Annotated in this window: 12 protein-coding genes; 6 read left to right on the top strand and 6 right to left on the bottom strand. The window is 46.4% G+C overall.

From position 1 onward, the window contains the following. From R3D00_14770 to R3D00_14760, 3 genes are all read right to left on the bottom strand, one after another. On the bottom strand, positions 1-639 hold the full coding sequence (locus tag R3D00_14770) for a response regulator transcription factor (protein MEZ4774446.1): 639 nt from the start codon (positions 637-639) through the stop codon (positions 1-3). Further along, a complete protein-coding gene (locus R3D00_14765; protein MEZ4774445.1) occupies positions 636-2558 on the bottom strand; it encodes a sensor histidine kinase in 1923 nt (640 codons plus the stop codon). Before R3D00_14765 ends, R3D00_14770 begins: the two co-directional genes overlap by 4 nt. A gap of 225 nt (positions 2559-2783) precedes the next feature. Then, positions 2784-3464, bottom strand: a complete 681-nt coding sequence (locus R3D00_14760; GenBank protein ID MEZ4774444.1) for a CRISPR-associated endonuclease Cas6 — start codon at positions 3462-3464, stop codon at positions 2784-2786. Positions 3465-3992: 528 nt separating this feature from the next. Between R3D00_14760 and sufB the strand changes: the two genes are divergently transcribed. The 6 genes from sufB to R3D00_14730 are packed head-to-tail and all read left to right on the top strand — an operon-like array spanning position 3993 to position 9557. Beyond that, positions 3993-5441: a Fe-S cluster assembly protein SufB gene (gene sufB, locus R3D00_14755; protein ID MEZ4774443.1), complete on the top strand. Its 1449-nt coding sequence runs from the start codon at positions 3993-3995 to the stop codon at positions 5439-5441. A 20-nt stretch (positions 5442-5461) separates the two neighbouring features. Continuing rightward, the gene (gene sufC, locus R3D00_14750) at positions 5462-6217 is read left to right on the top strand and encodes a Fe-S cluster assembly ATPase SufC (GenBank protein ID MEZ4774442.1); all 756 of its coding nucleotides are present in this window, start codon (positions 5462-5464) and stop codon (positions 6215-6217) included. Between the two features lie 10 nt (positions 6218-6227). Beyond that, complete coding sequence (sufD, locus tag R3D00_14745) at positions 6228-7532, top strand: Fe-S cluster assembly protein SufD (GenBank protein ID MEZ4774441.1); 1305 nt, start codon at positions 6228-6230, stop codon at positions 7530-7532. Between the two features lie 14 nt (positions 7533-7546). Then, positions 7547-8794 carry a cysteine desulfurase gene (locus R3D00_14740; GenBank protein ID MEZ4774440.1) on the top strand — a complete coding sequence of 416 codons (1248 nt, stop codon included), beginning with the start codon at positions 7547-7549 and terminating at the stop codon, positions 8792-8794. A 3-nt stretch (positions 8795-8797) separates the two neighbouring features. Next, the gene (locus R3D00_14735; protein MEZ4774439.1) at positions 8798-9229 is read left to right on the top strand and encodes a SufE family protein; all 432 of its coding nucleotides are present in this window, start codon (positions 8798-8800) and stop codon (positions 9227-9229) included. Between the two features lie 16 nt (positions 9230-9245). Next, entirely contained in the window at positions 9246-9557 is a 312-nt protein-coding gene (locus R3D00_14730; protein MEZ4774438.1) for a DUF59 domain-containing protein, read from the top strand. On the opposite strand, the gene R3D00_14725 is transcribed toward R3D00_14730, so the two are convergent. The 3 genes from R3D00_14725 to R3D00_14715 form a co-directional block, all read right to left on the bottom strand. After that, entirely contained in the window at positions 9558-11264 is a 1707-nt protein-coding gene (locus tag R3D00_14725; GenBank protein MEZ4774437.1) for a glycosyltransferase family 39 protein, read from the bottom strand. It lies immediately after the preceding gene. Between the two features lie 56 nt (positions 11265-11320). Beyond that, positions 11321-12679, bottom strand: a complete 1359-nt coding sequence (locus R3D00_14720; GenBank protein ID MEZ4774436.1) for a cytochrome c peroxidase — start codon at positions 12677-12679, stop codon at positions 11321-11323. A 74-nt stretch (positions 12680-12753) separates the two neighbouring features. Further along, complete coding sequence (locus tag R3D00_14715) at positions 12754-13431, bottom strand: SOS response-associated peptidase (protein MEZ4774435.1); 678 nt, start codon at positions 13429-13431, stop codon at positions 12754-12756. Positions 13432-13465: the final 34 nt, after the last annotated feature.

Genomic DNA, 13465 nt, shown 5'->3' with positions numbered 1-13465 from the left:
TCATATCAACCCCTTCAATATGGCTTCCCTGACCAGGGCGGCCATATTGGGGACTCCAAATTTTTGAAGCAGGTTGAGTCGATGCGTTTCTATTGTACTCACACTCACAAATAGCCGGTCAGCCATCTCCTGTGTTGTCAGCCCTTCCACAATACAGACAAGAATATCCTTTTCACGAGCGGTAAGTTTGGGTATATATGCTGTCGAAGGCTTTATTCCCATGGCAGTACCCAGTATTTTTTTCTGTAGTTCTGACTGAATATATGCCTCATTGGAGTTATGTACTTTCCTTATGGCAAGGAGCAATTCATCGCGGCTGACAGATTTGAGTAAATACCCGCGGGCACCACTTTTTATCATGTTTTTTACAATCGCTGTTTCTTCGATATTGGTAAGGACTATAATACAGAGGCTGGGGTAGGTTTTGGAAATACGCCGGCACAATGCCATACCGTCCCCATCGGCAAAATTCAGATCCAGTAACAATACATCATAGTCATCTTCTCTCTGGAGTTTTTCCATAAGTGCTGCTGCCGAAAGCGCTGTACCAGTCACTGCCAAATCAGGTTCACCGGCAAGCATGGCGGCAATACCATTGAGCACAACCGGATGATCATCCGCCAGAAAAACACGAATCATATTTCCTTGTTTGAGGATAAAGGTAACTGAATAAAAACAGAAGTGCCACGCCCGGGGACCGAATGTATTTCCATTTTCCCACTTAATGCTTGTACTCTCATCTCTATACTGGTGAGCCCCATTCCTACAGACAACCCTTCAGGCATAAAACCCTTGCCATTATCCTCCACAGTAAGACTCAGCAACTTATCGTGGCGGTTGATTTGAACAAGGACTTCGGTAGCGGCAGCGTGTTTCAGCACATTATTCAGTAATTCCTGAACAATGCGATAAATCAACAGGTTTTGATTGTCAGACAAACTTTCTTCCCATCCATATACCTGCACATCGATTTTCAGGCTGGCAGAACTCGAAATTTTTTCACAGAACTGAACTAATGCAGTTTCAAGGCCCAGGCGGATCAAGGTTTCGGGCATGAGGTTGTGCGCAGTATGGCGGACCTCAACAGCAGCCTGGTCAAGGAGTTCAAGCGTTTTATTTAAATCTACATTTTCTTCCGGAGCAGGCTGTTTTTTGATCAATAGCTGGAAATGCATTTTCGCTGCGGAAAGCAGACCGCCGATATTATCGTGAAGATCGCGGGCAATACGCGATCTTTCTTTTTCTTCTCCGGCAATCAGAGCCTGCATGTGTTTGAGTTGTTCTTCCTGGCGAAGAGTTTTTATCTCCTGTGTGTAGATGATCCGGCGATGGCGAAGTCGGTTCAACAACAGAACCACAAGCAAACCAGCAACAAGAAACGCCCCAACAGATACGGCCACCCATGCATATACACGCCTGATTTCCGCAGATTTAGCCAAAATTTCCTTATCCTTTTGTGCAGTCTGATATTGTCTTTCGAGTTCGACTACTGTTTTTCTTTGTTCGCTACTCATTACGCTGTCGCGGTAGGCTGCATACAGCTGGTGTGCGGTCAGAGCCGCAGAATAATTATTTTGCCCCGCTTCGATACGGGAGCGAATATCCCAGGCATCCTGAAGTACGGAGAAGGAGTGATTTTTTTCACCGTAGTCAAGCATTTCCTGCTGGGCAGCATCAGCATCAGGCCAACGATTTAGGCGGATATACAGCAGCGCGAGTTCGTAAAGGACCTTTACGGTTTCATACCGGCTGGAAGCGCGGGCATAAACAAGTGCCTTTTCATAGAATTGAAGCGCTCCGGGTAGATCCCCCGCCCGAACTGCCAGCACCCCCATATTCACATGCACGACCGAGCGGATACTGGTTCCGGCATTTGCGTTACGGATGATTTCCCGATAAGCTTTTCGCAGATACAATTCCTCCTGAGCAGAATCACCCATCGCACCAAAGAGACTGCCCAGATTATTATAACAATCAGCGACAGAAGCCGTGTCGTTGAGCAACTGGTACTGGCGGGTGGCAGACTCCAGATATTGGCGGGCTTCGGAATAATTTTCCGTTTTTTTAAACACCACTGCGACATTAAACCAGATTGTCGCCAGATTGCGCAGATGTTTTTCTTTGGGTTGAGGAATCCGTTGCAGAACTTCTGCCGCCTTAAGAAAATATTGTACAGATGCGGCATAATCACCGCTATGTTGGGCACAGGAAGCGATGCCATTATAGGATCGGGCCATTCCGGGAAGGTCATTCAACGCCTCAAAAACCAGGAGTCCCTGTCGGAAAAAAGAATCAGCTCGCCCGTTTTCCCCCATAGACTGAAGGACGTAAGCAGCATAGTAGCACGACTTTGCTTCACCTTTTGGGAAGTGGGAGGTTTTGGCAGCGGATATCGATTTTATGTAAAAGTCCAGTGCCTTAGCAGGTGAAGATATTTCATATAACGCGGCAGAGTCCAGCCATTGATTGACCAGCAGAGAGTCGGGTGCGGCAGACAAAGTTGCAGCGAGCCGCAGGCAGACAACACCCCCAAACAACAAAAGGTAAAACCGCATCATTCCACAAAGATTAAACACTAAAGATGCGCAGAATATGGGAAAACCACAGGGGCTGATAATTTTCACCCCATACCCAAAACCGATGATTTCAATATTTTTTCCACCTCCGCAGCGATTCCGGAGGCATCAAATGTCAGTAGCAAATATGTCCAACCACCCATCGGCACGAACAGTAGGGCAAGATTACAATCTGGCCTCAATTCTATTAACCCTTATTCTACCGTTCTAAGTAACAATACCCTTGTTCTGCGTATTCAATTCATTCACCGTCCCAAACCCAAAACTTACATTTTTTCCCAGCCCGATACCATTGGGCAAAAACACATTGGTGCGAAACCTGGCGTGAAAGGCGAGAACCCCTACCCCTTTTACCCTGACTTTAAAGGGTTCCGACAACTTTGTGATCGATGTTTCAATGGGCTTATCCACATACCAGCCAATACCCTTGGCCATTGACAGGATATTCCCCGTCAACTTCTTTTCGAGAAAAGGAATCTGGTCTGAAGGTCTTTTCATCCCCATAAACACGCGGTGCGCCTCCTGATTAAGGGCAATCCAGTTCTGAATCTGGTATTCAAACCCGCGGTCCCAGACCTGCATGACATACCCATTCAGGCTTATGTCCAAAATCTTCATCGGAAGTCGCCGTCCGCTGATTTCGACCGACCAGTCCTGCTGCGAAAAAAAATGATGAATCTCATCCAAACCCTCGCCAATACATACCAACGCAGGGCGATTGCGGATGCATTTGTACTGAATCAACGGGTACCCGGTCTCCTTATGGTTGTGAAACAATACCGATTGCTCCCCCACCTTCGCAGAAATTGCGCCGCGCAAAGCCGGAATTTCCCATGACTGGATAGCTCCGTCAAAGATTATCTGTAATACTTTTAGCTTCTCTGTCATTTTTTTTCCCATTCCTGTAGCATGCGATTCCTATACCATCACGAAAAACCTGCCGCAATGGGCAAATCCACCGATGACCAGTTGCATATATTGAAAAATAGTATCAAAATGTGATACCCGACCTCCTACAAAGGATGCCGGTTCTCTACAGAAAAGCTTATTGTAATACAATGATAAGATTAGGCAATTTAGTTATACAAGCATAATTTTTGCCGATATTTCTACACGTTTTGCAGGGCTTTTTCCAAAACTCGCAGAGGTTATTTTCCGTACGACAACAGAAGAGTATTTTGTGAGTATACACAACTAAACAGAACACTTTTCTTCATAATAAAGCTTTTGGTAGTTACAAAACCGATCCCCACAAAGGATCGGTTTTTTTCTTTTACCATTGGCAGATAAATCGTACTTTTGCGGAAGCTTTTAAGCGTATTTCTTAAACAATACGCTTTTATTTTGGTTACCTACTTAGATTAAGTCTAAATAAATTTAAGGATGACGGACGAAAAGTTCACCCCTGTGCAGGACCTGTCTGATGATGAAAAACTCATTCAGGAAGTCACCGGCCAGAAATATAAATACGGTTGGGTTACCGATATCGAGTCTGATCTGGCCCCTAAAGGCCTCAATGAAGATATTATCCGGCTCATTTCTTCCAAAAAAAATGAGCCGGAATTTATGCTCGCCTACCGCCTCAAAGCGTATAACCACTGGCTCAAAATGGCAGAACCCAAATGGGCGCATATTCACTATCCTCCCATTGACTTCCAAAATATTCACTACTACGCAGCACCTAAACAAAAGCCTAAACTCAACAGCCTCGATGAAGTCGATCCTGAACTTCTCAAAACATTTGAAAAGCTCGGTATTCCGCTTTACGAACAAAAAGTGCTCTCAGGAGTCGCCGTTGACGCTGTCATAGACAGTGTCTCGGTTAAAACAACTTATAAAGAAAAACTCAAAGAACTGGGTATCATTTTCTGCTCCTTCAGTGAAGCCGTCCACGAATACCCTGATCTGATTCGCAAGTATATGGGCTCGGTGGTACCTTATACCGACAACTATTACGCAGCCCTCAACGCGGCAGTATTCACCGACGGGTCTTTTGTCTATATCCCCAAAGGTGTGCGCTGCCCCATGGAGCTTTCTACCTATTTCCGGATCAATGAGCAGAATACTGGCCAGTTTGAAAGAACGCTCATCGTCGCTGAAGAAGGTAGCTATGTCAGCTATCTCGAAGGGTGTACCGCGCCCAAACGCGACGAAAATCAGCTCCATGCTGCTGTCGTAGAACTCGTTGCCTTCGACCACGCAGAGATCAAATACTCCACCGTACAAAACTGGTACCCCGGAGACCCCGAAACGGGTGCGGGCGGGATTTACAACTTTGTTACCAAACGCGGCATCTGCGAAGGTATTCGCTCCAAAATATCCTGGACTCAGGTAGAAACCGGCTCCGCCATCACCTGGAAATACCCTTCCGTTGTCCTTAAAGGAGATCACTCCGAAGGGGAATTTTACTCCGTAGCCGTTACCAATGGACGCCAGCAGGCTGACACCGGTACCAAAATGACCCATATCGGCAAAAATACCCGAAGCCTGATTGTATCTAAAGGGATTTCCGCAGGCCATAGCAACAATAGTTACCGCGGCCTTGTCAAAATAATGAAAGGTGCACAAAATGCCCGCAACTTCTCCCAGTGCGACTCGCTTCTGATCGGCGACCAGTGTGGCGCTCACACTTTTCCCTATATCGAAGTCGGCAACAAATCCGGTACGGTAGAACACGAAGCCACTACCTCCAAAATCGGAGAAGATCAGATATTTTACTGCAACCAGCGTGGTATTAATACAGAAAAGGCAGTCGCCCTTATCGTCAATGGCTACGCCAAAGAAGTGCTCAACCAACTCCCCATGGAGTTTGCCGTCGAAGCACAAAAACTATTGTCCATCAGTCTCGAAGGTAGTGTAGGGTAAATTTTTCAGAATCAACGATCATGTTAAAAATTCATAATCTCAACGCCTCTGTAGAAGGCAAACAAATACTCAAAGGTTTCTCTCTCGAAATCAAACCGGGTGAAGTACACGCCATCATGGGCCCCAATGGCTCGGGCAAAAGTACGCTCGCTTCTGTACTCGCAGGCAAAGAAGACTACGAAGTAGAAGGTGGGGAAGTCACTTTCAATGGGAAAAATCTCCTCGATATGGAAGCTGACGAGCGCGCAGGCGAAGGCCTTTTCCTCGCTTTCCAATACCCTGTCGAGATCCCTGGGGTAAGTATGGTCAATTTCCTCCGTACCTCCCTCAACTCCGTCCGCGAATACCGCGGCCTCGATCCTGTCAGCGCCGGGGACTTCCTCAAGCTGATGAATGAGAAGAAAAAAATTGTCGAACTCGACGCCAGCCTTACCAAACGCTCCGTCAATGAGGGTTTCTCCGGTGGTGAGAAAAAACGCAATGAAATCTTCCAGATGGCTATGCTCGAACCTTCTCTCGCCATCCTCGATGAAACAGACTCTGGTCTCGATATCGATGCCCTGCGAATCGTCGCCGGAGCCGTAAATAAGCTCCGCAGCGAAAAAAATGCTTTCCTCGTCATCACCCACTACCAGCGTCTGCTCGATTATATCGTACCTGACGTTGTACACGTAATGGTAAATGGCAAAATTGTCAAAACCGGAGGCAAAGAACTTGCCCTCGAACTCGAAGAAAAAGGCTATGACTGGATCAAAGCTGAAGTTGCAGTCGGTTAATCGAAAATCAATGACAAGTCAGACAATAACCAAAGACTCTCCCAAAGATTCCTTCCTGTCTGTATTCCGGAAGAATCCCTCCACCGGCTTATCGGCCAATCACCCTGCCAAAAACCGGGCTGAGGAAGTTTTGCCGGGTCTGGAAATTCCTACCCGGAAATACGAAGCCTGGAAATATACCAATCTTAAGCCGATTGTATCTGTTGACTACCAGCAGGCATCTGATGCTCAGGTCGACACCGTTGATCCTTACCTTATACCAGGCCTGGAAGCGGACGTGTTTGTCTTTGTCAACGGGAAGTTTCACGCGGGCCTTTCTTCTGTTTCTCTCAACGGAGATTCAGTCAAAGTTTCTCCGTTGACAGCACTCAGCGAATCCGAAAAAGCGCTTTTTGAAACGCATTTCGGCACACTTGCAGATTCGGAAACGGATTTCTTTACGGCGATGAATACGGCCTACGCTACGGATGGAACCATGATCCTCGTTCCTCAGGGGAAAATAGCAAAAGTTCCGGTTCATCTTCTGCATATCCAGACTTTGGGCGAACAGCCCTCGGCTTATCAAACCCGCAACCTGTTCCTCATTGAAAAAAATGCGCAGGTAAAAATCCTGGAAACCCACCACTGTATCGGAAATACACCCGCATTTGCCAACAGTGTCACAGAAATCAGGGTCGCAGCCAATGCTTCTGCTGAGTACATTCAGCTTCAGATGGATGAGGATCATACTTCCCGCATCACCCGCACAGAAGTGTATCAGGAAGCCGACAGCCGGTTCTCTACCTTTACCGTTACTCTGGGGGGGCAATTGATCCGCAATAATCTCAATATTAAACTCGGCGGCTCCAACAGTGAGTCCATCCTTATGGGCGCCTATCTTTTGTCAGGCTTTCAACACGTAGACAATCATACGCAGGTTGACCATATCGCCCCCAATTGCTATAGCAACGAATTGTACAAAGGGATCATCTCGGAAAAAGCTACGGGTGTTTTTAATGGAAAAATTCATGTCCACAGGGACGCGCAAAAAACCAATGCGTTTCAGTCAAACCGAAATATCCTTTTGTCCGATACGGCCAATATTTTCACCAAACCCCAGCTTGAAATTTATGCAGACGATGTAAAATGTTCGCATGGGGCGACAACCGGTCGCCTCGATGATGATGCGATGTTTTACCTCCAGGCGCGCGGTATCCCTGTTGATAAAGCCCGTCTGATGCTGGTACATGCCTTTATGATGGAAGTGGTGGAAAATATTTCTATAGAACCCATTACCGATTTTATCGCTTCACTGATTGATAACCGCTTCGAATAGAAGCATCATTGATTATGAGTATCCTTCAACCCAACGGTTTTATACAATCCCTCGATATTGAAAAAATTCGTCAGGATTTTCCGGCCCTTCATCAGAATGTGCACGGCAAACCGCTGGTTTATTTTGACAATGCTGCTACTTCCCAAAAGCCTGTCCAGGTAATTGAAAGACTTAATCACTATTACCGGGCAGAAAACAGCAATATCCACCGCGGGGTTCATTTCCTGAGCCAACAGGCGACCGATGAGTATGAAAATGCGCGCCATCTTGTCCGCGACTTTATTCATGCGGCTCATGCCCATGAAGTGATATTCACCCGGGGAACCACAGAATCCATTAATCTGGTCGCCAGTGCTTTTGGTAGAAAATATGTAAAAGCAGGGGATGAAATCATTATTTCCACCCTCGAACATCATTCCAATATTGTACCCTGGCAAATTCTCTGTGAGCAGACCGGTGCAATCCTGAAGATCATACCCATCAACGAAGCAGGGGAACTTGATATGGAGGCCTATGAAAACCTCCTTTCAGACCGAACCCGACTGGTATCCGTGGTGTATGTTTCCAATGCGCTCGGTACGGTCAATCCTGTAGAGGAAATCATTCGTCTCGCCCATCAGAAGGGTATACCTGTCATGCTTGACGGCGCACAGGCAGTGCCGCATATGAAGGTGGATGTTCAGGCGCTGGATGTGGATTTTTTTGCTTTTTCAGGACATAAAATGTTTTCCCCTACAGGTATTGGCATCTTGTACGGAAAAGAAAAATGGCTCAACGATATGCCCCCTTATATGGGAGGCGGAGATATGATCAAGGTCGTGCGTTTTGAAAAAACCGAATACAATGACCTTCCTCACAAGTTTGAAGCAGGCACACCTGATATTTCCGGCGGGATCGGCCTGGGTGCAGGTATTCAGTATATGAATTCTCTGGGAATTGAAAATATTGCTGCGTGGGAACACGAACTGTTGCGTTATGGTACAGAGGTACTGAGCAACATCCCCGACCTTCGCATCATTGGTACGGCCAGAGAAAAAGCCAGTGTCATATCCTTTCAGATTGGCAATATCCATCCTTACGACGCAGGTACCATCCTCGACCAGTTGGGTATTGCTGTCAGAACCGGCCACCACTGTACACAACCCCTCATGCACAGGCTCGGAATACCCGGAACAATAAGAGCTTCATTTGCTTTCTACAATACCAGAGAAGAAATTGACCGGTTGGCGGAAGGGATTATCCGGGTAAAACGTATGTTTTAGATTATGACAAGACCAATTCAGGAAATAGAAGAAGAGATTGTAGATGAATTCAGCCTTTTCGAAGAATGGCTGGACAAATACGAATATATCATTGAAATGGGACAAAATCTGCCCGGTCTTCCGGAATCAGACAAAACCCCTGATTTTATTGTGCATGGGTGCCAGTCGCAGGTATGGCTCAGGGCGGAAATGGATGATGATATGATAACCTTTCGGGCAGACAGTGATGCCATCATCACAAAAGGGTTGATTGCCATGCTGATGCGGGTACTTTCCCAACAACCTCCCCAAACAATCCTGAACGCAAAACTTGAGTTTATTGACCGTATCGGAATGCGCGAGCATCTCTCCCCTACCCGCTCCAACGGGTTGAATGCGATGATCAAACAAATGAAAAATTATGCCCTTGCCTTTTCAATGAAGAATCCCAACTAAGATCTGGAAAATTGCTATGAACAAAGCAGCGCTCAAAGATAACGTTATCGAAGTCATTAAGACCGTCTATGATCCCGAAATCCCTGTCAATATCTGGGAGCTTGGGCTTATCTATGATGTGAATATCAGCGACGAAGGCAAGGCACATATTCTAATGACGTTAACCGCTCCTGCATGCCCTGCAGCAGAAATGCTTCCCGAAGAAATTAAAGAAAAAACGATGGGCATTCAAGGAATTTCAGAAGCGGAAATTGAAATCACCTTCGAACCCCCATGGACCAAGGAAATGATGTCGGAAGAAGCCATGCTCGAACTGGGGTTTATGTGATTATTCCACTTCCACCTCCATCCACGACCCATTGGAAGAAGCATAATACCATTCATACATCAGGGTCAGTATATACCGGTACTTACCGGGCTTATCCGGCATAGTAATATCGACATAAGCCGCCATATATTCTCCAGGTAAAATCTCTCCTGCCAGCCGTTGCGTATTCTTATCAAAACGACTGAATTTTTTCCCCACGTAAAACAATGATGTCAGGTAAATGGGCGTATCCTGATTACCATCAAGTTTTACCGGGTGATCGTATTCATTATAGATTCTGACCGACATCCGAAAGGTTCCCCCCCTTTTCCATGTTTCAGGAACTGAGACAGGCTCTATCCGAAGATTTCGGAATACCTGAAAATTTTCTTCTGTCCGGTAGTAAAATTTATCTCCGTATCGGGTGACCAAAGAATCACAGCCATTCACCGCCGTATTCGAAACAAATAGTACGGTTTTCCCCTGTACAGCCGCTTCTCCTCCCCAAAGGTCAAAGCTGTTGGTGTGATACGTAAATGTATTCAGCGCGTGGGTAACATTGCCACCCGTATAAAACGCATATTTGGATGGCAGCTGGTACGTATCTGTAAACACAACTGGATTGCCATGTGCCAATGCCGCAATCTCCTGCGCCCATTCATCCCAACCGTGAAATTCCCGCCGAAACTGCCTCAATTCCGGGACAATATTAAACGCAAGGTAAATGCGTAAAAAAACGAACAAAAACAGCCCCGGCACCGCCAGACGCCATACCCATCTTTTACCTTTTGCGCTTCTCTCCAGATATTGGTATGCCAGAATCATTCCGGGAATATAAGCCCCCGCTGCCCAGTTGGCTTCAATCCAGCTATTGATACTGAATAGCAACAAAATACCGGTGATACCGACAAATACAAACTTTAGCGTACGCTCAAATTCATTTTCTGTCTTGTATAAGATTGCCCCCAATATCACGGGAATCCCCATAAGCGGACCGGCAAAAAGAACCTGTCCCAGCAAATAGTTTAAAAAGGTCTCGAATGGAAAATGACCCTTGGGTCGCTGCAGGAGATGATAGCGAAAAGTGCCAAAATCATTTTCCACCAGCCAATGCAGATGAGGAATAAACAAAACCGTACTGATCGCCACAATTAACCAGAAACGCCAGTTTTTCAACAATTTGAAATTGGATAACAGCGTAAAAAAAAGCACCATAATCCCATGGTATTTGCTGTAAATCAACATCGTCACCACAATGGCCAGCAAAAGCGTATTGGTCAGGGAAGAATCGCGAAGAAAACGCCTGTATTGGAACAAAAATAAGGCTGAGAAAAATATATAAGGAGCGTCGGGTACAGCCAGAAATCCGCCGACATGCACCATCACCATCGAAAATATCAGGGTGAAAAAAAATGCCGGGTTTTTCTGATCCGTCATTTTCCAGGTGAGAACCAGCGTAGCAGAGCCCATGAATACCGGAAACATCCGCACGCCCCATTCTCCCGAAAACAAGACCGAACCAGCCCGTATCAACAACCCAATCATGGGCGCATGTTCAAAATATCCCCAGTCCAGATGCTGCCCATATAGCCAGTAATAAGCTTCATCATGAAAAAGTTCAGTAAAGTAAGCCTGCGCTATATTGATCAGCAACCAAATGCCAACAATAATGGCTACGATCCGGGGAGATTCGTTTAGCCGCGTTTCCAGTTTTTCGTACCACTTCACAGGGGGCAAAGGTAAAACTTACCGGTGAATTCACCTACACCATAAATTTTTCCCTGTTAATTGCACCCCATATCATGCCGTGATGATTCATCATTATTGGGAAAACAAAAACCTGATGGAATCCTTACCGGAACATAGCGGTCAAGATGTGGGTCATACAGTGAGCGCTCCAGAAATCCGGTAATCTGGTTGATTTGAGCATCAGTCAGGTGAAGGGGAATGAACCCTGGTGCAAGCTGTGAGGCAGGAACGTTTTGATTCTCTGAAACTGCGCGATTTTTGTATTCTACGATTTCCCTTACCGAGTGGAAAGTTCCGCCATGACCATAAAACGGAGAATCTTTCAGGTTGTACAGTTGAGGAACTTTAAATTTAAAATTGTCTTCAGGCTTGCCGGTAAAACCACCCCTTCCCAGATTTGCCGGGTTTTGCGAACTGGCGCCACCGTAGGTGCCGGGCCCTTCCATATCACGCATTCCCAGCGCATAGAATTCCATGGAATTGAGAGCGGGGCCATTGTGGCAGGAAACGCAATTGGCTTCGCCAAAGAAAAGCAGCGCCCCACGTTTTTCAAAATCACTCATCGCCCGCTTTTCCCCCTTCAGCCACCGCTGGAAAGGAGAATGATTGGCAAGCAGGGTGCGCTCATAGGCTGCGATCGCGAGTCCGGCGTTTTCTTTACTATAGCGATCGACGGAATCTACTTCTGCAAACGCATGATCAAAATATTCTTTATACACCGTGCTGAAAATAAGCCCCTGATCAAGATCCATCCGGTGCACAGTCAGACCTGCAATAGCCTGGGTTTCCGTACCCTCATACCCCAGCTTATTGACTGCAATGGGAGTCCCGTCTGTCCAACGGCTCTCCGTACCCTCATTGACGTGTGTGGCACCAAACTGCCCATTCCATAGCACATTAGTCTGGTAGGCGATGTTCAATGCGGAGGGCGACCTTACGGGCTGCACATCCAAGCTGTCAGTCGGATACATAGGATTCGCTATCCGTTTTTCACCCGTATAGCCAAAGCCCAAACCGCCTTCCCCGATTCCCTGCTGAATCCCTGCCTGAAATCCAGCCTCCACGTGATGACAACTCGCACATGAATATGTGTACATCCCCTCGGTATATTTGGGGCGAATACCTAAACGGGTTTCATGAAAAAGCTTTTTACCCAAATCAACCTTCGCCACATTGATCGGATTGCGGGGATCCTGGGGAATGGAAGCAAAATCATCACTTTCAGGAAGAATGTATGCCTGCAAACCTACACCACCTGACGCTTCTTCCATCGCAAGCCCGATCGCTTCATCAAGATCAAACGCGGGAGATTGCTCCACCATCTTCTGGCAACCCGACAAACCCGAAAGCACAACCCATATCCCAAAACTAACAAATAGCAGATTTTTGCACATAGAAAAGCTTATTAAATGCATCCTATATACAAATGGCAATATTTATACCATTGGAATTTTTGTTTCGTAAATTATCAAAACAATAAAGGCGGAGGAACAATCGGCTGAATAAGCCCTGCGTGATCGATCCGTACATTTCCCACCTGTGCAGAGACTGGGTAAGCTTGCATCCGCCGGTGATCATAGGGACGGGTCAAAGTCAAAACTTCGCCCACATCTGCATTTACATCCAGCCATTTTTTCTCCGCATCTCCCTTCAGGATCACAGGCATCCGGTTATGAATATCTGCCATCAGCTCATTGGGTTCTGTGGTAATAATCGAAAAAGAATAAATTTTTTTACCATCGGGTGATTGCCACTCATCACTGATTCCGGCAAAATAAAAGATATCATCCGACTTTAGCGCAATTCGGTAGGGCTGTTTACCTGTACCGGTTTTTTTCCATTCATAAAACCCATCAGCAGGTATCAGACACCGGCTTCGCCTTACAGGCTCCCGAAACGCAGGCTTTTCCAGCAGGGTCTCCGCCCGGGCATTAATGGTGCGAAGACCGATAGACATATCCTTTGCCCAGTAGGGAATCAATCCCCAACGGAAATAATAGGTATGTAAAGGATCATCCATGGGAATCACCGGGGCATATTGAGTGGGGGCAATATTGTAACGCGGTCCTGTTTCAACCGGAATACCCTCCGGGTAAATGACTGAACCGGCATCTGGTATCCGGGTAAATGTATATCTTCCGCACATAAAACTAGTTTGACCCTTAAGTTCGGAAATTTTA

The sequence above is a fragment of the Bacteroidia bacterium genome (genome assembly GCA_041391665.1).
GTDB lineage: Bacteria > Bacteroidota > Bacteroidia > J057 > J057 > JAGQVA01.
This window is presented reverse-complemented; position numbering and strand designations above follow the sequence as displayed.